This window comes from Lutimonas vermicola, from assembly GCF_038433205.1.
Classification (GTDB): domain Bacteria; phylum Bacteroidota; class Bacteroidia; order Flavobacteriales; family Flavobacteriaceae; genus Lutimonas; species Lutimonas vermicola.
Genome location: NZ_JBCDNA010000001.1, coordinates 169,271 through 189,954, shown reverse-complemented (window position 1 = coordinate 189,954; position 20,684 = coordinate 169,271). Strand labels below are relative to the sequence as shown.

The 20,684-nt window shown below is 36.9% G+C and carries 12 protein-coding genes and 2 tRNA genes; 9 read left to right on the top strand and 5 right to left on the bottom strand.

Features of this window, described 5'->3' with window-relative positions:
* Positions 1 to 343: 343 nt before the first annotated feature.
* From AABB81_RS00855 to AABB81_RS00830, 6 genes are all read left to right on the top strand, one after another.
* Positions 344 to 3,238 (top strand): tetratricopeptide repeat protein, encoded by a 2,895-nt coding sequence (locus tag AABB81_RS00855; RefSeq protein WP_342157962.1) that lies wholly within the window; start codon positions 344 to 346, stop codon positions 3,236 to 3,238.
* Between the two features lie 42 nt (positions 3,239 to 3,280).
* A complete protein-coding gene (locus tag AABB81_RS00850; RefSeq protein ID WP_342157961.1) occupies positions 3,281 to 5,023 on the top strand; it encodes a CRTAC1 family protein in 1,743 nt (580 codons plus the stop codon).
* A gap of 247 nt (positions 5,024 to 5,270) precedes the next feature.
* Positions 5,271 to 5,615 (top strand): hypothetical protein, encoded by a 345-nt coding sequence (locus AABB81_RS00845; protein ID WP_342157960.1) that lies wholly within the window; start codon positions 5,271 to 5,273, stop codon positions 5,613 to 5,615.
* A gap of 340 nt (positions 5,616 to 5,955) precedes the next feature.
* On the top strand, positions 5,956 to 7,131 hold the full coding sequence (locus tag AABB81_RS00840; protein WP_342157959.1) for an OmpA family protein: 1,176 nt from the start codon (positions 5,956 to 5,958) through the stop codon (positions 7,129 to 7,131).
* A 17-nt stretch (positions 7,132 to 7,148) separates the two neighbouring features.
* On the top strand, positions 7,149 to 7,925 hold the full coding sequence (locus AABB81_RS00835; RefSeq protein WP_342157958.1) for a hypothetical protein: 777 nt from the start codon (positions 7,149 to 7,151) through the stop codon (positions 7,923 to 7,925).
* Between the two features lie 252 nt (positions 7,926 to 8,177).
* Positions 8,178 to 8,507: a hypothetical protein gene (locus AABB81_RS00830; protein WP_342157957.1), complete on the top strand. Its 330-nt coding sequence runs from the start codon at positions 8,178 to 8,180 to the stop codon at positions 8,505 to 8,507.
* Between the two features lie 269 nt (positions 8,508 to 8,776).
* Here AABB81_RS00830 and AABB81_RS00825 read toward each other — a convergent pair.
* Positions 8,777 to 8,851: transfer RNA gene (locus AABB81_RS00825), tRNA-Pro, on the bottom strand.
* 230 nt (positions 8,852 to 9,081) lie between these two features.
* Positions 9,082 to 12,573 (bottom strand): VCBS repeat-containing protein, encoded by a 3,492-nt coding sequence (locus tag AABB81_RS00820; RefSeq protein ID WP_342157956.1) that lies wholly within the window; start codon positions 12,571 to 12,573, stop codon positions 9,082 to 9,084.
* A gap of 481 nt (positions 12,574 to 13,054) precedes the next feature.
* Here AABB81_RS00820 and AABB81_RS00815 point away from each other — a divergent pair, with 481 nt between their 5' ends.
* Entirely contained in the window at positions 13,055 to 15,709 is a 2,655-nt protein-coding gene (locus tag AABB81_RS00815) for a cation-translocating P-type ATPase (protein WP_342157955.1), read from the top strand.
* 65 nt (positions 15,710 to 15,774) lie between these two features.
* Here AABB81_RS00815 and AABB81_RS00810 read toward each other — a convergent pair whose 3' ends face one another.
* Positions 15,775 to 16,719: a calcium/sodium antiporter gene (locus AABB81_RS00810; protein ID WP_342157954.1), complete on the bottom strand. Its 945-nt coding sequence runs from the start codon at positions 16,717 to 16,719 to the stop codon at positions 15,775 to 15,777.
* Positions 16,720 to 17,292: 573 nt separating this feature from the next.
* On the opposite strand from AABB81_RS00810, the gene AABB81_RS00805 reads away from it, so the two are divergent.
* Both AABB81_RS00805 and AABB81_RS00800 read left to right on the top strand, forming a co-directional pair.
* A complete protein-coding gene (locus AABB81_RS00805; RefSeq protein WP_342157953.1) occupies positions 17,293 to 19,362 on the top strand; it encodes a hypothetical protein in 2,070 nt (689 codons plus the stop codon).
* Positions 19,363 to 19,595: 233 nt separating this feature from the next.
* Positions 19,596 to 19,862: a hypothetical protein gene (locus AABB81_RS00800; RefSeq protein ID WP_342157951.1), complete on the top strand. Its 267-nt coding sequence runs from the start codon at positions 19,596 to 19,598 to the stop codon at positions 19,860 to 19,862.
* Positions 19,863 to 20,139: 277 nt separating this feature from the next.
* Here the strand turns inward: AABB81_RS00800 and AABB81_RS00795 are convergent.
* A tRNA-Pro gene (locus tag AABB81_RS00795) sits at positions 20,140 to 20,214 on the bottom strand.
* Between the two features lie 66 nt (positions 20,215 to 20,280).
* Positions 20,281 to 20,604 (bottom strand): thioredoxin family protein, encoded by a 324-nt coding sequence (locus AABB81_RS00790; RefSeq protein WP_342157950.1) that lies wholly within the window; start codon positions 20,602 to 20,604, stop codon positions 20,281 to 20,283.
* Positions 20,605 to 20,684 lie beyond the last annotated feature (80 nt).

Genomic DNA, 20,684 nt, shown 5'->3' with positions numbered 1-20,684 from the left:
GAATAATGTCATCCGAGTCCTGCAATCAACAAAAGGAGCGGATATAAAAAGCAAAAAAATATTGCATCTAAAAAATAGTTAGGTGACAATAACCCACAAAATGGGTATAGTTATTACCTCAAGGAATCTCCTGTTTAAAATGAATGACCTGCATAAGATCCTCATTCTTTTTAGCAAAATATCTATTGTCGGACCTGAAGTCCCCTACTCATTTTTTTATCTTGAACTTCAGATCATTTCAAAATATATGTGAATTAAAATTCAATAATCCATAGATAATTTTCTTTTATATTTACACACATTTTTTTTTTAGGAATTATTTTTTTTACTTAAAGATCAATACATGGGTCGCAGCCGCTGGGTAGTTTCAAAAAATCTTCAAATCTTACTCTGGATAGCAATTGTCTTGTCGGTTTTTATGTTTTCCAATACCTTGTATCTCTTGATAAACCGTCTAGCTGACAACCTTGATCTTAGCTTTTTTACATCGAGCAGGACAGAAATTCCTATTTTGTTGCAAACCATGATCCTTTCCCATACAGGAGTTGGCATATTGCTGGTCATATTGATGTTGGTGTTTGGTTTAATGCATTTACCCCCGGTCTGGAAAATGTATCGGCACAAAAGTGGCTTGACCGGAATAGCCTTTATGATCGTGGGTTTGGTACTGGGAATTACGGGTTTATTTATACTTACTTCTGCCGCAAGCAGAGATCATAACTGGGCCTGGTGGTTACATGTGATTTGTGCTTTGCTGGCCCCAACAGGATATATTTTGCATCGAATGAGCAGCAGGGGTAATAAACCCGCAAATAATGCTTTTAAAAGATTCAGCATGGCTGTTATATTGCTTTTGATCTTTCTGGTTATAGGCCATATATCCACAAAAAGCAATTTAGTACTTACCAAAGAAGCAAAAGCTGCCCGTGAGCAAGGCATGCATAAAGGCCCCGGGGCCAGGGAGCGAAATGTAGAGGATTATGCAGATGGTGAATACTTCCCGATTGGATTCGTTCCTCCCGGGAGTCCATTTTTTCCCTCGGCTGCAACAACCAGTTCAGGCGGTTATCTGCCGTCCCGCATCATTACAAGGGGAGAATTAGGAGATTCTGAGGAAATAAAAGAAGACATAGACCAATTTGGTTTTGTAAAAAATACAGCGATTGGAGCTTCCACCTGTGCAAGGTGCCATCAGGATATCGTCGCGCAGTGGGAGTCATCTGCCCATCGGTTTGCCTCTTTTAATAACCCTTTTTATGAAGCCACTATTACCGAGATGCGGAATAATTCTAATGAACCAAATAAATGGGTAGAAAAGCATGTCGCACACTTTAAAGATTTTGGGCCAGATGGAATTGGAAGGGCCAAGAGTAAATGGTGCAGCGGATGTCATGATCCTTCGCTCATGCTGGCCGGTAAAATGAATCGCATTATCGACCGTAATACACCCGAAGCTCAAGCTGGTCTTACCTGCCTGGCATGCCATTCTATTGACAAGATACACAACCAGACCGGAAACGGGAACTACAATATAGCCGATGAACAGGAAGACCCTTATTTGTTTGCAAAAAGCAAGGATGGGAGCCTTGGCGCCTTTCTTCATGACGCGGCAATCAAAGCAAAGCCCGAGGCACATATGGAACAGATGATGCAACCTTTTTTTGCGAAGAGCGAATATTGTATGACCTGTCATAAAGTTAGTTTATCGGAATCCGTTAACAACTACAGATGGCTGAGGGGTCAGGACGAATATGATAATTGGCATGACAGCGGAGTGTCTTTGAATGCGGCCAGAACATTCTACCTTCCGCCCGTAAAAAAAGAATGCCAGGATTGCCATATGCCTCCCGAAAAAGCTCCATTAGGAGATTTAGCCGCGAAAAATGGCATGGTTCGATCACATCGTTTTATTGCGGCCAATACTGCATTGCCATTTATCAGAAATGACACAGCTACCTTACAAAAAATTGTTGAATTCCTGCAAAATGAAAAACTGGGCGTCGATATTTTCGCTGTTAAGTCAACCAGCCGGCAGGAACCCCTTATGGGTTTGAAGCATACAGGCCTTTTACTAAAATCGGGTGAAGAGGTGACCGTTGATGTAGTCGTTAGGAACAAAGGAGTTGGCCATACTTTTCCAGGAGGAACAAATGATTCCAATGAAGGATGGTTGGAGTTTACGGTTAAAGATGATACGGGTAATACCCTGCTCATTAGCGGATTTATAGATAGTGAAGGGCATTTGGATAAAAATGCACATACCTTCAAATCAGTGCTTGTAGATAAAAATTCAAATCCAATTCACCAACGAAATGCCCAGGACATCCATGTTACCGTATATGCCAATGTCATTGGTCCGGGAACAGCGGATATTGCACATTATACTTTCACAATTCCAAAGGAATTCGAAAATAAAAAACTTACCATGGAGGCCAGGTTAATGTTTAGGAAGTTTGATCAAAAATATCTAGAATTTGCCTATAAGGCCAATCCTCAGGGATTCAAGCAATTTAAAGAAATCCCAAAATTACCGATTACCGAGATTGCGAACGACAAGATAGAATTTTTGGTATCGGGTAATACAACTGCTTTATCAAACAGTAAACAACAAAATAATAAACTTCCTGCTACTGATTGGATCAGATATAATGATTATGGAATCGGATTGTTGCTTGAAGGGGATTCACGCGGTGCCATTAAGGCATTTGAGAAAGTGGCAGAATTGCAAACAACAAGCCTGGACGGGCCGCTTAATATGGCTAAAACAGCCCTTAGTGAGGGTAATATTGAAGAGGCGTACAGACAGCTAAGAAAATGTGAAGAACTTAAAAAAGGTGATCCGCAGGTTGCATGGGTATGGGCTCGTGTGCGACAGGAAGATGGCTTGTACAAAGATGCAATAGCTGCCTATACATATGTTTTGAAATATTTTCCTGAAGACCGGGCAGCAAGGCGTCAACTGGGCCGGACGTATTATTTGGACCAGCAATACGAAGCTTCGATCAATATGTACAAATCTGTTTTGGATATTGATCCGGAAGACCGGGAGGCCTATTACCATTTGGCACTTAATTATCGGGCAACGGGAAACAATGCAGATGCTGCCCTTATGGACCAAGCATTTAACTATTATAAAATCGATGAGTCGGCATCAGAAGCGGCTCAAAAATACAGAATGGAAAATCCGGGGGCTAATTTAATGGCACAGGACATAAGGATTCACCATTTGGAATTTTAAACACACATTTTTCAATTGATCAACATTAAGCTCATACAACATATGAAATTCAAAGTATTCTTTATTCTATTCATCCTATTCCAATTGGTTGGTTGCGAAAAAAAAGAAGCACAAAAAGAAAAATTGGAGTTTACTGAAGAAGCACATGATTTCACAGCCGATCAATCCACCAAAGTTATTAGTCATATAAAACTAACTGATATCACCAATGTATCGGGGATTGACTTTAAACATGTCACAGGTGCTTTTGGCGAAAAATGGATGCCTGAAACCATTGGTAGCGGAGGAGGGTTTCTGGATTATAATAATGATGGCTGGCCTGATATTTTTTTAGTGAACGGTTCATTTTGGCCAAATCACCGGGCAAACGGGTCAAACCCTACCCCTGCATTGTATAAGAACAATAAGGACGGTACGTTTACAGATGTGACCGCTGCCTCAGGCCTGGATTTTTCAATTTATGGAATGGGCTGTTCCTTTGCGGACTTTGATGCTGACGGAGATATGGATATTTATCTTACAGCTGTTGGCAACAATATGCTGCTGCAAAATAAAAACGGTGTTTTTCAAGATGTCACGGCACAGATGGGTGTGTCAGGAAATGATCCTGGCCCTGAAAGTATTCCGGCCTGGTCTACAAGTGCTGCCTGGGTTGATGTTGATCGTGATGGGTGGGTGGATCTCTTTGTGGACAACTATGTAAAGTGGACGCCTGAAACAGACATTTATTCAACAAGGGATGGAAAGTCCAAATCTTATGCGACCCCGGATATCTACCAGGGCGAAACTTGCAGGCTGTATAAAAATATGAAGGGCCGTTACTTTGAAGACATTACCGAAAAAGCCGGAGTGCTGAATCATGAAGGAAAATCTCTCGGTGTGGCCGTTGCTGATTTCAATGATGACAACTGGCCGGATATTGTTGTTTCAAATGATACCCAACCCAATTTTTTATATATCAACAATGGTGATGGCAGTTTTATAAATAAAGCGCTCGTCTACGGTATCGGTTATGATGAAAATGGTCGTGCCCGTGCGGGAATGGGTATTGATATAGCAGATGTGGCCAATGACAATAACCTTGCGATTGCCATCGGAAATTTCTCACAAGAGCCCCTGTCATTGTATACCCAGACAGGAAGCGGGTTATTTCAGGATAGGGCTGGTGCTGCTCAGCTGACCCGTGCTTCTTTGCTTCAATTGACATTTGGGATTCATTTTGCTGATCTGGACAACGATGGATTTGTTGAACTGATTACTGCAAATGGTCATATCGAGCCGGAGATTAATGGGATACAACAAAACATTACTTTCGAGCAACGTCCTCAGATTTTTTATAATGACTCAGGGAAGTTTATTGATATCAGCGATGAAGTCGGTGAGTCATTTAAAGCACCATTGGTAGGAAGGGGAATTGCCACAGCAGACATCGACAAGGATGGTGACCTGGATATATTGTTTACCGTAAATGGTGGGATTCCGCGTTTGTTCCGAAATGATTCTGAATTAAAAAACAATTCGGTCTCCATTCAGCTCAAAGGAAAAAAACCAAATCAAAATGCCATTGGTGCTAAAATTACTGTTTGGAATGATGGTATTAGGCAAAATAGAATGATGAGAACCGGGGCTTCGTATTTGTCTCAATCGGATATCAGTTCTTTAATAGTAGGTCTTGGTCTCAATGAAAAAGCGGATAGTATTAAAATTACCTGGCCCGTATCCGGTAAAGAAACAGTTGTAAAAGATTATGAACCGGGAAGTACAATTATTATTGATGAAAAATAAATTTTGGACCCTTAGGTTTAATTATGGAAATACTCTTTAGACTCAAAAAACCTTAATGGTGCACTCTGCAGATGAAATTCCATTGGATATAAATAACCCTTAAAATCCTGCCGTAATTTCGATTGTCAACAATCTAAAAAAGCTTCCTTATCACCCGTAATTGCGCAGGTATTATATACCATTACCGAGCAAATGTGTGAACACAACCAATTGTCAATTTTTTGCTAATGGAAGAAGTCTCCACCATATGCCTATACAAATGCACAGGATTCCTGCATTCCTGCGCCTCCATGATGTATTACTGTTTTGTCTGGTAGACTATTTCAAAACGATTAATGTACTGGAAAAGGCAAGTAGAACAATCTGGTATAACCTTTCCTGTCTTTATTTGGGAAAACCAACTACACTGACACAGCCAAATACTATGCATGTTTTTGAGATTCTAAAGAAAAAAACGAGAAGTTTTATTCAGGGTTTTATTTTAAATTTTAAAAACAGAGTGATACAAGGAGAAATGGAAGTAACTCTCCCTTGGAAAATGCTTTCTTTGGTTAACTACAAAGTGATTTTGTCCTTTTCTTTTATGGGATAAATGATATACTAATATGCAAACCGACTCAGGAAGGTAGTTAATGTGTGTGGAATGAGATTTTACAATTATCATTTAATGATTCAATAAATCTAATAGCTAATTATCACTTTCATTCATATATCCCTTAAAAGACGGGCAGCTGATTAAAGAATCATCTCGTTTTTGAACCTTGTCAAGATTGTTAATAATCTACACAATTACATAGCTATTCTAGCTAACATAAAACATGATATTTATCATGTTTTATGTTAGAAATTTTAACAAACTTTAAGTAAGAATATTATAATCTTTGAATTACAATAATCGCTTCTCCGTTAATATTCATTTAAAACTAAACATTATGAAAAAATTAATATTATTTGCAATGCTAGGCCTATTCCTGCAGGCACCGATGACTGCAAATGCGCAAATATTAAAAAAACTCAAAAATAAAGTTGATAAAACCATGGATAAAGGCCTGGATAAGGCAGAAGACGAGATTTATGGTAAGAATAAAGATTCTAAATCAGAAGAAATTGATACAAAAGATCAAGATTCTGAATCCGATACTAAAAGCGATATTGAAACTCTAAAAGTTTGGTCTAAATATGATTTTGTGCCTGGTGAAACAGTAATATTTGAAGATAATATGGAAGGTGAAAAAAATGGCGAGTTCCCTTCTCAATGGGATCTAAAATCTGGAAATGTAGAAATAGCGAAACTTGGTGAAAATACCGTAATCAATTTTCCATCAACAGAAAGCGGGCAAATTGTCCCATTGATGAAAGTAAAGGGAGATTATCTTCCTGAAGTTTTCACCCTTGAATTTGATGCCTATTTTACTGAATTCTGCACCAAGTACACTCTTTATTTATACGATAAGGTAAATCAAAAAGATTCAGAAAGAATGGGACATATTATAATTTCTCCTAAAAATCTATTTATTACCAATTATGGAAGCAACGATTTTGAAGAAAACAAAAGCTATCCATATTGGCAAAGAATTGCTATATCCTTTAATATTAGGGCTTTGAAAATTTATTTTGGAGAAAACAGGATTTCTAATATTCCGAATTTCAAAAATAATCCAACAGGAATTACGATATCTTCAAAACAATGCCACCAAGATCAATATGCTGCCATAAAAAATATCCGTATTGCTACTGGCAATCTTGAACTTTATGACAAAATGATTACAGATGGAAAAATTATAACCAATGGTATAAGGTTTGATTCAGGAAAGGCCACTTTAAAACCAGAATCTATGGGTATAATTAACGAGATTGTTAAATTAATGAAGCAATATCCCGAGATCAAGTTTAGTATAGAAGGACATACCGATAGTGATGGTGATGAGCAATTCAATAAAAACTTATCAGAACAGCGTGCCAGCACCGTAGTTAACACTTTAATTGAGCAGGGTATTGCAAGTGCCAGGCTGGAATCAAAAGGGTTTGGTGAAGAGGTTCCCATCGCAGATAATAGCACTCCAGAAGGTAAAGCCAACAATCGTCGCGTGGAATTTGTAAAAATGTAATTCAAAAATTCTATATCATGCATAATAAAATATTTCATTACTTGATAAGTATAGTGACTTTACTCTTCCTGAGCTCCAGTGTTTGTGCTCAGGTTTGGGTGATGACTGAAGCTGATAATAGCACCACCTACATAGGTGAAAACTGGTTAAAATCAATCGAATATGATGAAGAAGGAGTTTCTAGCAGCATATATAACTTATCAAAAGATATAATGATTCTAATAGATGAAAACCAGGAAATCTATGCCAAAGGGTCTTCCATAGATTTGTGTAATGCAATGAAATCTTTCAGGGATGATATGAATAAAAACATGCCAGCATCCCAACAAAAAATGATGCAGGATATGATCAAGGCGGAAAAAGCAAAGCCGGCTCTTGAAATAACCGTTTCAAAAAGTAACGGTGAGAAAATAGCAGGGTATCAAACGACTAAGTACAGTATCTTCATAAATGGCGGACTGTATGAAGAAATGTGGATAACAAACGACTCGGAATTAAGTAATATTATAAAAGGCTATAAAAAAGTATTAAAGGAAGGCTTGAAGATAGCTGAATGTTCGGTTCCTGATGAAGCCTTTTTAAGATCATCTCCCGAGTTTTCTAATGAATATAAAGAAGTAGAAATGGCTGGTGTTACATTGAAGAGTGTTAATTATGACGATTATGGAAGCAATAGGCAAATTGAGGTTGTAAGTCTTACAAAAGAAGATATTTCAACTTCAGAATTTCAGGCCCCGGAAGGTTACAAATTGCTAAGTTTTAAGGAATATTTTATGGCTACATCTGGAATGTAATTGTATAAATAATACAATATAAAAAAGGATTGTAATTGAAGTTCAAATTAAAAATTAAATGTACCGATTTAAGTTAATGTCATATTGATATTAAGCCTTTTATCATTGATTACAAATCTGTAACAAAGATAAATTAACAACTAAATTTTAAAAAATATTTTAATTAAATATACAGTGTTGGTTATCTATTTCATAGTGGCTAGTACTTATATTTCTTTTTCATAAAATGAGAATACGAAGTATGTAAAGTTTATGAATGTAAAAAGCTGGACAGCATCGTATAAGGAAACCTATACTTCAGAAAAATCATGGGAGATGAGTCCTGGCTTAACTATGAAAACATTAATTTACAACACTATTTCAGGTACTTATATATTAGAAAAGCAAATAGAAGATGTTTATGCGCCCGAGGATTGGTGCAGATATGGTAATAGGGCTTCCGTAATGAATCAAATAGTGGTCATGTCGAGCAGTGATCCTAAATGGGAATCATACTTTAATAAAATTTTTAAATCACTTCGACATTCAATATTCAACATTCGACATTCGATATTCAACATTCAATATTCCCACCGGGATTAACTCCCTGCGGTCGTTGATCCTGAAAAAGAGGCCGATGACAAAGTAGAATCCTTAAAACACTTCAACATTCAATATTCGGCATTCGATATTCGACATTCGATATTCCCACCGGGATTAACTCCCTGCGGTCGTTGATCCTGAATGGGGCCCCTTGACCAAAAAGCATATCGCTATCGCTCTATTAGTTTTTTTGTTGTTACTGCGCCTTGAAAGCTAACTTTCGGCTTGTTCCAACAAAAAAAAGCCGAACTCTCGTTCAGCTTTTTTAGTCGGGGTGAGAGGATTTGAACCTCCGACCTCCACGCCCCCAGCGTGGCGCGCTAACCGGGCTACGCTACACCCCGTAATTAAATCTTCTTAGATAAAGACTCAAAATCGGACGACAAATATACTTGTGTATTATTTCTCCTACAATAAAATTCAAAAAATATTTTAACAAAACTCAAACGCTCATTAATAATGTATGACTGGTCCTCCTAACATAAATTTTAAGAACAGCTTTAAAACTTAAATTATACAACCGAATCGCTAAAAAGTCATTTTTTAGATAATAAGAATGCTTCCTAAAACCTCTTTAGTCTTTGAAATTATTTGCTTCGACTTTTCTTGTTTCATCATTAAAACCTAGAAACGTTATTGATTTCCACCCTTTAGGCAATATCAGATGTCGAGTATTTTGAGAAATATAACCTGAACCATAATAAAATTCACGAGTTAATATACTACCATTTAGCATGTGAATAGTTGCTCGATACTCGTTTGGGCCATATTCTATGGAATTAAGATTTGAATTAATTTTATGAACAGTGCTTTTTCCATTATTTACTGTTGAAATAATGCCCATATCTCCATTAGCAAATTTTATAGTTGCCAAACCTTTTCTATCTCCCCTATAATTGAGGCCATTCTTATGACCTCTTTTCACAATATAAGAATCATTTTGCCAACTAACCACGGCGCCAGTAGAACTTGTATATGGCCCATTAACAACATTGCTTGAATAGAAATTGCCTGATAAAATGATCTCCTGCACACCATCAGCATCAATATCAAAATTTACACCGCCATAAATAGGTGCAAATTGAAGTTCATTGGACATCGGAATATGAACCAAACTATCTCCATTAAAATTCTTCAAAACAGTATTCTTCAAAATACTGGCTTTATGTGTAACCGAGCCTTCATAAACTTCCTTTGGAAACAAATCCTCACTTTTAGTTTCTGCATAAATTTGATAACTTCTATAATACGACCTCATAAAACTCAACTGACCTAAAAATTCATCTCTCGAAACTATAGGGTGATTTCCATCTGAAAATTCTTTCAATAAAATTGGATCTATTGAACCATTATCATCATAATCTTTTGATTTCAAAACTAATGGATGTGAAATAGAAGCATTATAATCATTATTGCCTCCAAGGTTCCCTAAAGTATAATCGATATAACCATCTCCATTTTGATCAGAACCAATGATGCTATTCCACCAACCTCCCGTTTCATTCAAGCCTAACTCAGGTCCAATATTTTCAAAATAACCTTCCTTGTTCTCAAACAAACTAATAGGAATCCATTCTCCAACAATCAACAGGTCTAAATCTTTATCATTGTCATAATCTGTCCATAAACCTTGAGATACCATTCCAATTTGACTTAAGCCAGGTGCCAGTTTATCAGTGACATCTGTAAAAACCCCTCCCTCGTTCAATAATAGATAACTTGTTGGAGTCGACGGATATTCTTGTGGTATTATTCTACCTCCTACAAAAAGATCTAAATCTCCATCCTTGTCAAAGTCTGAAGAAATCACAGAACCAGTACTCATATTCATTTTTGGCAAAACTCCGATTGTTTTAATAAAATTACCTTTACCGTCATTGTTATAAAGTCGATCCTGATATAAACTTAGATCTGAATGAGCATGAGTACCTCCTGAACTTATGTATAAATCATTGTCACCATCTGAATCATAATCAAAAAATAAGGCTCCCATATCTTCATAATCTTTATCATAAGTCCATGGAACCGATTTGAAAGTTGAATTAGATTGCTGAAGAAACAATTGTCCCGTCTGCCCTTTGGCCCCGCCAATAAAACAATCATCTAAACCATCTCCATTTACATCAGCTACCGCCACACTCGGACCTAATCTAGAATGCTGGTGAGGCAATAGAAACTGCCTTTGAAAGTCAACTTGGTTATTTTCTTTATGCACAAAATTTAAACCTACAGAATCAGTTATATCAGTAAACTGCATCCGTTTGGCATCTTTAAAATTCAGTGGCTCTGGTTTCAAATATTCTAATTCATTCGTTACATTTATTAAAGTATCGATTGGGGGGTTAGTATAATTAGACCATCTCCCATTGGGCCATTGCACCTTTAAAGAATCCACCTTGCCATATTCCCCTAAACCAAAATGTATGATATCTCCAACAGAAGATAAATAACCTCTGTAAGGGGTAAATTCTATCATCTGTTGCTCATCATTCATGAAAATATATATTTTTGAACCATATACAGTTTGGCTTTTACTGGTACTTTCCAGACTGACTTCCAAATAATGATTGTTTGATTTTTGGTTGCTCAAATTTTCATATAAAGATGCTTCCATATCCACATTATTTATGATGATGTCCAGATCACCATCAAGATCAAAATCAACTGTTGCCAAACCACTGGAATACGTCGGTAATTCAAACCCCCATTCCTTGATTTTTTTACTGTATGTGAGGTCCCCGTTGTTTTTAAAAACATAATTTGGAATTCTTACGCCAGGAGTTTTATGAATCTCCTCGATTTGCTTCATAATATCCGAACCGGGATTGGTAAATGGAGAATACTGATTATACACTATATAATCAAGATTTCCCAGGTCTCTTCTAAAACCGTTAGTCACGAACAGATCCTTAAACCCATCATTGTCAAGATCTGCAAACAATGTACTCCAACTCCAGTCAGTCCGGGCAACACCAGCCAATTGTCCAATTTCAGAAAAGGTTTCATCACCATTGTTGATCTGTAAAACATTTCGCGTGAACTGAGGATGATAACCGAGCTTAAGCGTATATTGATATGCATTATAACTGGAAGATGGAATGAGCATTTTTTCTCGAAAACTATCTTCCGGAAGCATGTCTAATGTTATTATATCAATAAGACCGTCATTATTAATGTCTCCAACATCATTTCCCATACTTGCATAACTCGTAACCTCAAAATATGATTTTAATTTATTTGTAAAAGTTCCGTCACCATTATTTATATATAAAATATCGTTTTGAATAAAATCATTGGTAACTAGTATATCAGTTAAACCGTCATTGTTAAAATCTGAGGTGTTGAGACCAAGACTATATCCTTCGATCAAAATCCCAGCTTTTTTAGAAATATCAACAAATTTTCCGTTTCCCAAATTCTCAAACAATTTATCTGTACTTCTGGCTTCTCCATTTAACTTTGGCTTTTTCTTTCTTCCCATATTGAAAAGTGAAAAATCACTTGGGTTTAAAGCCATAAAAGCATCCAGATCACCATCATTATCAAAATCGAAAAAATTGGTTTGAGTAGTTTGCTCTATTTCTGCTAAACCATATTCTTCAGCCTTTTCAGAAAAGGTATTGTCACCGTTATTAATAAAAAGTTGATTTTTAGTTTGACCAGCATTCAAAAATCCGGATACCGAAAAATAAACATCATCAAACCCGTCTGAATTTATGTCAACAATTGAGATTCCAGTTATCCAACGATTAGTGGATATTTTTGCATTTTCAGTGATATCCTCAAATTTTAGTCCACCTTTATTCAAATATAACCTGCTGCTTGTTTGGTTTCCTCCTAAAATGACATCTTGAAGACCATCATTATTGATATCTAAAATCCCTACGCCACCTCCATTATAAAAGTTTGAAAATAGCAGCATATTTTCACCGTAAGATTCTCTCAGCTTGTTTGAAAATTTAATCCCACTTTGATTGCCCGGAATCAATTTGAACAATTTGTCATTGCCATTTTTACTGCAGGCAATCAGAAGAAAACTCAAAAATATAAAAAATCTAAAATTCACATCTCACGTATTAGTTATGGTGAGCAAATATAATATTTTGAGTTGTAAGAAGTCACAATTGAGATTCCAAAAAAAATGAATATTCAAAATGGATAAACGTTTTTATAATGTAACTTGCATTAAACAAAAATACACTTGGTTATAAAGACGGTTTTTACAGAACCATTGATAACTCAGGGTAGAATATTCCTTCTTTTTAAAGGGAATAGAATGGTGGCTTGAGTTCAGTTTGATATAAAGAATCAATTTAAATCCTGATCGAGCTTACAATAAAGAATGTGACGATTTTGATTTAAATGCCTTTATCAAAAGAGCTATAATAAACAAAGTGAGTATTGAACCCTCGATTGAGAATGGAGGAGCTATTGATAAGGGGTATTCTATTATGTTACCTGAAAAGGTTTGGTTCAGAGGGAATCGCGATTTAAGTTTAGCTTACATCGTAAACTTGGCTTTAACCTAAAATGATTTCTTTTAACTCATGATTGAAAATGCATATTCTCTTTCCGCTGAAGAAATAGCCAAAAGGTTTCAGACCCATTTAGATAATGGCCTGGATAAAAAAACCGTTAAGAAGCATCAGGCGGAATATGGCTTGAATCAAATTCCCCAAGACGGGCCAAAGTCAATATGGCGAATTCTTACCGATCAGTTGTTGGACCCCATCATTTATATTTTGACTACTGCAAGCATCCTGGCCTTTCTTTTTAGCGATTGGCTCGAAGGGGCAACCATCCTTATTGTTATCATGGTCTCGGTTGCGATAGGTTTTTTTATGGAACTTCAGGCTTTACGTTCGCTTGAAGCTCTTAGAAAAATGGGGCAGACCAGAACAAGGGTGCTGCGTTCCGGGAAGATGCAGACCATAATAGCCTCAGAATTGGTGCCCGGAGATATTATCCTGATACAAACCGGCGATGTGGTCACCGCGGATGCCCGGTTAGTCTCACAAGAAAGCCTGAGTATTAAAGAATCTGCCTTGACCGGCGAAAGTATCCCCATATCTAAAAACACAGAAAATTTACCTCTCGATACACCTATTACGGATCAACGGAACATGCTCTTTAAAGGCACTATCACTATTACGGGTTCGGGCAAGGCTATTGTAACTGCCACAGGCGCTAATACAGAATTGGGAAAGATTCAACAGATGGGCATGGAGGCCCAAAAAGAAATTACTCCTTTAGAAAAAAAATTGAATCAACTCACCAAATGGCTCATCTGGCTAACATTGGTCTTTGCTGTGCTTATCATTGTTGCCGGTTACATTCGTGGCAAAGACTTACTGCTCATGATTGAAACAGGCGTGGCCCTGGCCGTGGCTGCCATTCCTGAGGGACTTCCCATTGTCGCCACCATTGCCCTGGCAAAAGGAATGATGCGCTTATCAAAACGACAGGTCATTATTAAAAAATTAGAGGCTATTCAAACCTTAGGCGCCACCAACATCATTTGTACCGACAAAACCGGGACCTTGACCGAAGATAAAATGAAAGTCCATGCCATATATCTTGCGGATACTGAGTTGTACGACATCCAACAAAAAAACAAGGACGATTTTGATGTATTAAAAGGTCAGGAAGCCTTTTACAAAATCGCGCTGGCGAGTATCCTCTGTAACAATGTCAGTTCTTTTGACGAGGGCATACAAGGCGATTCAATCGAAGTCGCACTACTCGATTTTGCTATAAAAGCCGGGTGCGACATCAATTTGATCAGGGAAAACAATCCTAAAAAGTTAGAGATGCCCTTCGATGCAGACCGTAAACTGATGGCCACTGTACACCAAAACAAGCAGGGATTTTATGCTTATGTCAAAGGTGCCTTTGAGACCCTGGTAGCTGAATGTGACAGCATTTTGGAGGATGGTAAAATAATCAGGTTCACAAATAAGGAAAAATGGTATGAAAAAGTAGATACCTTAGCTTCTCAAGGCCTTCGAACATTGGCATTTGGCTATAAGGAAGTGGGTAAAATCCCTGAAGATGAAGACTTGACAAAACAGCTTGTTTTTCTTGGTATCATGGGATTCATGGATCCGGCACGGGAAGATGTCAAGGCGACAATCGATATCTACAGAAAAGCCGGAATCAAAGTCATTATGGTGACCGGGGACCATCTCAAGACCGCGCAAAAAATTGCCGAAGAAGTTGGCCTTTTAACCCAGGATGCCTCTTCTGACCTAGTGCTGCACGGACAAGAATTGCTGAACATCGTCGATATGGACACAAAAACAAAGGCTCACTTGCTAAATGCTTCTGTTTTTGCGCGGGTAACCCCCAAACAGAAATTGGATTTAATTACTTTTCATCAAAAACAAGGAAATATAGTTGGGATGATCGGCGATGGCATCAATGATGTACCTGCTCTTAAAAAAGCGGATATAGGAATTGCTATGGGTATTCGCGGTACGGAAGCCGCCCGTGAAGTCGCGGATGTGATCTTAAAAAACGATAAATTCACGGCTATAGAGTTGGCCATTCGACAGGGTAGAGTTGTTTTTCAAAACATTAGGCAATTTGTTGTTTATCTCTTGTCTTGTAATTTAGCAGAGATAGTTTCGGTTGGTATCGCGGCTCTTTTAAACCTTCCGGCCCCCTTACTCCCCCTGCAAATCTTATTCCTGAATCTGGTCACAGACGTCTTTCCGGCTTTGGCTTTGGGGCTCGGGAAAGGAGAAGGAGACATTATGGAGCAAGCCCCGCGAGATCCTAAAGAGCCAATAATGACACGAAGTGATTGGTACCTCACCATGTTCTATGGATTATCGATAAGTATTTCTGTGCTTGGCATCGTTACCTATGCATATTACATCATGAAATTGAATTGGGAGGTCATTAACAATATGGCCTTCTATACCTTGGTTCTTGCACAATTATTCAATGTATTCAACATACCCCATCATCGGGAATCTGTTTTTAATAATGAGGTCACAAAAAATATTTGGATTTGGGGCGCTATTTTACTGTCTTTGTTCATTACCTGGGGGGCGTATATAACTGAGCCAATTGCTCAAGCACTTTCGTTGCTGCCACTCACAACTGGGCAATTTTTGATAACGATTCTATTTGCTTTGGGTTCATTTGCCCTGGCCCAGCTTATCAAGCAGGTGAGAGGAGCATTCGGGCTAACGTAATTCAGGAAGGGTAAATTGAACAAAGAAGAATTTGCCTTTGAGCAAACAGATGAATTACCCATGGGTTAGCTAATCATGAGTTTGGTAATACTATATGCCATATACAGACAAACCAAAATAATACCTTCTTTTTTTTGTAAGCCTTTCTTTCGGCTCAAAAACCATATAAAAATGATGCTTATAAACAACAGTACAACCATATCGTACCATAGAACAGCATTGGCCACATATATTTTTGAAATGAGCGAGCCTATACCCAAAGGCACCAATAGATCAAAAATATTACTCCCCACGATATTACCCACAGAAAGGTTGATTTTCCCTTCAGAAAGAGCCCTTAAAGAAATAGCAAGTTCCGGCAAGCTGGTACCCAGGCCTATGACGACAGCTCCTACAAAGGATTGTCGAATACCCAATTTTTCGACCATGATTAACGCATTTTCCACGGTAATATGAGAGCTGAGAACGACAATAGCCAGACTGCCTATCAAAAACACAACCGGTATAATTATTTTCTTACTCCTTTCCTCGGAACTTTCTTCTTTTGTAATTTTCTTTTCCCTTCGGTATAAAGTTAAAATGTACATGATAAAAGCAATGAGAAGCAAAGCCCCATCATTCCATGTAATAACATTATCAAATGATACCAGGGCTAATAAAATCACCGATCCAATCAATTCGATCGCTATTTGTCGCGTTTGTATCTCCCCGGCCGTGACATAATAGAATATGGCTATGAAACCTATGATAATGCTGATCTGGGCAATCGAACTTCCAATGGTATTTCCAACGACCACACCCGAAGTATCGGTACCTCCTAAACTCTGCAAGGCACCATCAATGGCTACTACCAATTCTGGGAGATCCGTTCCGAAAGCCAATACGGTAATCCCTATAAACAATTCAGATATGTTAAAATATCGTGCGATTTTCACGGCATTCCTGACAGTAAATTCGGTACCGATCCAAAGGCCAAATATTCCTAAAACAAGATATATATAAGGGTTCATTAGATATCTATTTAATTTCAGCGATATCAGCAATAAATTAGCAATGAAGAACCTGGAAGAAATTCAGCATACCTTTCATCAGTATTAAAATTAAGAAATCTTCTTCAAAATAATATTAAAAACAGGGATTTATATGATCCCGACTTTATCCTTAGCCCGAGCCTATTTAACAAGTTTGAACATCCAATTTTGCTCTAACCATTCAATGGGCATTTATGATACCATATGACTTGAGGCGAAAACTGATTCAATATTTGACCTCATTGTAGCATGAAAAAAAATAACTTTTGGTAAGATAGAAGTTCTTTTATATTTCTTATTTTCACAGTCGTAATAGAATCATAAAAAAACATAGACTTCCAATCTGAAAAAATTTTGATTCGTTGCAAAAAAAAGATTCAAACTAAATATGGTGTTGACAATCAACAAAATGTGATGATTGCCTATCTATGATATGGATGAATTATTCAATTGCAATGAATAGTGCATGTTAAATCTGAATACTTGGATGATCAGGGAAAATATTTCCGTGAAAGAACTTCTTGCTGATTTAAGTTTCAAATAATAATACTTATGGCAAATAATAAACTTATTGAAGATCAATATAAAAGAACTAGTTTATTTGAAAAAGAAAATGTGAATTATCTGGTTAGAGTTTTAAAAAGATTTAACACTGTCCCCAAGATAAACAGCATCAATATTATTACTTCCAATAGTGAACCTGATCTATTTAAAATTGTTCCCAACAAATCAATTAAAATTGGTTCGTCATTTTTAGATAAACCCGTTTTAGCTTTGATTTATTTAAGATATGGCATTGAATGGCAACTTTGGTATAAAGCTTTGGGCATAGATAAATCTGACCATGTTTTATGTGATGTGGCTGCTCTTAAAGTTACCCAGGTTTTTTATCAATTATTACCAAAAGAGGATAAAGAAAAATTAGAAAATCTTGATTATTTTTTAATTGATATGATCAGAAATAATAAAGTTTTCAATACCGAATCTTTAACAAAATATAAAAAATTACAATCTTTTCATGGATTAAATAATTCAAACATACTGTTTAAAGAGTCCTGGAATTCAATTCTTGAAAACCTGGCAAAACCGACAGAATATTTATTAATGTCAGGTGGTGACCTTAGATTGAACATTGATGAATTTGAACTGTTAAATAAATATGGATGCCGCCCGTTTCCAAGACCCGAAGCCTTTACTTTTGCCTCATCCACGGCAACAAGTGTATCAAATTACGCTTTTGATAAAACAGATAAGGTAAGAACTATATTGATTCAAAACAGCTTAAAAAAAGGTTTAAAAAATGCAACTCTTGAATTTTCGGAGCTGCTAAAAAATAACCTAAGAAAATCCTTGAAAATAAAGGATGATTGTGAAATCATATTTTCACCATCAGGGACTGATTCTGCCCTTCAAATAGCAGCCATAACTCAAATTATTTCTGATAAGGAAATTACACATGTTTTGGTGGCTTCTGATGAAACCGGCAGTGGTGTGCCGGCAGCACTCAAGGGCTGTCATTTTGAAAATACCACTGCTTTGAATTATCCGGTTAAAAAAGGAGACATGATTGAAGGTTTTAGGGATATTGATTTGATTAAAATTCCTTTTAGAGATGACATTGGTCAATTAAAATCGTCAACTCAATTGGATACAGAAATTTTTGCTGCTATTTCAAAGACTAATGAAATGGGAAGGCATATTGTTTTACATACAATGGATCAATCGAAATTAGGTTATCAATCACCTAGTGAAGAAATGATGCAAAAATTAAAAGCGCTTGACAATTTATCTATTCAAATTATAGTAGATGGCTCGCAAGTCAGGTTAGATCCAATTGACATAAGAACTTATTTAAACAAAGGATATATTGTTACCATAACAGGAAGCAAATACTTTACCGGCCCTCCCTACTCTGGTGCTTTAATTATACCTCAAAGTGTTAGTAAATCAATTAATTCTGTAAAAAACACTTTACCGGAGGGATTGACGAATTATTACAATCATTCTGACTGGCCTAATTGGTTCTGCTCAAATGATTTACCCGATAGATTTAATTATGGCTCCTATATGCGCTGGAATGCTGCTATCGTTGAAATGGACAGGTATTTCAAAACGCCTATTTTATATAGAAATTTAGGTATTGAGATGTTTTGCAATTTTGTTGAAGATTCAATTAACGATGCCAGTTTTTTAGAACCCCTTTTTGGCGATGAAGTGAAGATTAATACCTATAATACTGAAAAATTCGGACTTAGAAATATTCGTACAATTTTCCCTTTTTTTATCCTTAAAAACAATAAAGTCTTACCTGTTGATCTGGTAAAAAAACTATATATTTTATTGAATTCCGATATATCCGATCAGTTTGAGGACTCTTCTATAGAAATCATCAGGCTTGCTGCACAAAAATGTCATATTGGCCAAGCGGTTAATGTAAAATATGGCAATGATGTTCAAAGTGCTGTTTTAAGAATTAGTTTGGGTGCAAGGGTTATTTCTGAAAGTTGGGTGAACAGGGATATCAGTATCTATTTCAGAAATATAGAAACACAAATGAATCAAATTACAGTAATTATCAAAAAGATAGAATTGATCCTTAATAATCCTGAATTGCTGGATTAACCAAAAAAGCTACACAAGACAAAACATTCGATATTCAAAATTCAATATTCGTCATTCTAAATTCCCTTGGGATTACCTCCCTCCGGTCAGTGATCCTGATTCGGGAAACGATGCCAATAAAAGATGTGAAAGCACATTCGATATTCAAAATTCAATATTCGTCATTCTAAATTCCCTTGGGATTACCTCCCTCCGGTCGGTGATCCTGATTCGGGAAACGATGCCAATAAAAGATGCAAAAGCACATTCGATATTCAAAATTCAATATTCGTCATTCTAAATTCCCTTGGGATTACCTCCCTCCAGTCGGTGATCCTGATTCGGGAAACGATGCCAATAAAAGATGTGAAAGCACATTCGATATTCAAAATTCAATATTCATCATTCTAAATTCCCTTGGGATTACCTCCCTCCGGTCGGTGATCCTGATTCGGGAAACGATGACAATAAAAGATGCAAAAGCACATTCGATATTCAAAATTCAATATTCGTCATTCTAAATTCCCTTGGGATTACCTCCCTCCGGTCGGTGATCCTGATTCGGGAAACGATGCCAATAAAAGATGTGAAAGCACATTCGATATTCAAAATTCAATATTCGTCATTCTAAATTCCCTTGGGATTACCTCCCTCCGGTCGGTGATCCTGATTCGGGAAACGATGACAATAAAAGCTTTGACTCCCTTTGGTCGTGCGTTTCTTTTTTTACAGTTGTTATTGAGCAAGCTCAAACAACTGCATAAAAAAAGCCCTGCAAAATTTGCAAAGCTTTTATTGTCGGGGTGGCAGGATTCGAACCTGCGACCTCCTGCTCCCAAAGCAGGCGCGATAACCGGGCTACGCTACACCCCGAATGATCATCGATTTTTCAGGCTGCAAATATACTACTTAATATAACATATTCAAGTAAAAAAAATATTATTTGAATGCCAGGTCATATATCCTGCTTATCGCCATATCCAATTCTGACAATCCTATATGACGACTTTTTCTAAGATATTCTTTGCCTTCAATATACAATAAGATAGTAGGTTCCACAAAAACCTGATGAGCAGCAGAAAGCTCCGGTGCCTGGTTCATATCAATGAATCTAAACATAAGTTTTGGGAAGTTCTCTTTTAGTAAAGCCCTTACTTTTGGCTCCAAAGCTTCCCCTACCGAACAACTTGTGGTTGCAAAATAAAAAAGTACGCCGGTATGCGCTTTTATTTCTTTATTAAAATCCTCTTTAGATTGTATCATCTTATAAAATACCTCCTCTTTAATTTGTAAGTTCTACTCAGGTCACTTGTCAAAAGCGCCTGGTCAAATTTATGGATTAA

What these genes read in the sequence shown, in the direction of transcription:
- AABB81_RS00855 (WP_342157962.1), top strand. Translation starts at nt 344, where the DNA reads ATGGGTCGCAGCCGCTGGGTAGTTTCAAAAAATCTTCAAATCTTACTC.
- AABB81_RS00850 (WP_342157961.1), top strand. Translation starts at nt 3,281, where the DNA reads ATGAAATTCAAAGTATTCTTTATTCTATTCATCCTATTCCAATTGGTT.
- AABB81_RS00845 (WP_342157960.1), top strand. Translation starts at nt 5,271, where the DNA reads ATGCCTATACAAATGCACAGGATTCCTGCATTCCTGCGCCTCCATGAT.
- AABB81_RS00840 (WP_342157959.1), top strand. Translation starts at nt 5,956, where the DNA reads ATGAAAAAATTAATATTATTTGCAATGCTAGGCCTATTCCTGCAGGCA.
- AABB81_RS00835 (WP_342157958.1), top strand. Translation starts at nt 7,149, where the DNA reads ATGCATAATAAAATATTTCATTACTTGATAAGTATAGTGACTTTACTC.
- AABB81_RS00830 (WP_342157957.1), top strand. Translation starts at nt 8,178, where the DNA reads ATGAATGTAAAAAGCTGGACAGCATCGTATAAGGAAACCTATACTTCA.
- AABB81_RS00815 (WP_342157955.1), top strand. Translation starts at nt 13,055, where the DNA reads ATGATTGAAAATGCATATTCTCTTTCCGCTGAAGAAATAGCCAAAAGG.
- AABB81_RS00810 (WP_342157954.1), bottom strand. Translation starts at nt 16,719, where the DNA reads ATGAACCCTTATATATATCTTGTTTTAGGAATATTTGGCCTTTGGATC.
- AABB81_RS00805 (WP_342157953.1), top strand. Translation starts at nt 17,293, where the DNA reads ATGGCAAATAATAAACTTATTGAAGATCAATATAAAAGAACTAGTTTA.
- AABB81_RS00800 (WP_342157951.1), top strand. Translation starts at nt 19,596, where the DNA reads ATGCAAAAGCACATTCGATATTCAAAATTCAATATTCGTCATTCTAAA.
- AABB81_RS00790 (WP_342157950.1), bottom strand. Translation starts at nt 20,604, where the DNA reads ATGATACAATCTAAAGAGGATTTTAATAAAGAAATAAAAGCGCATACC.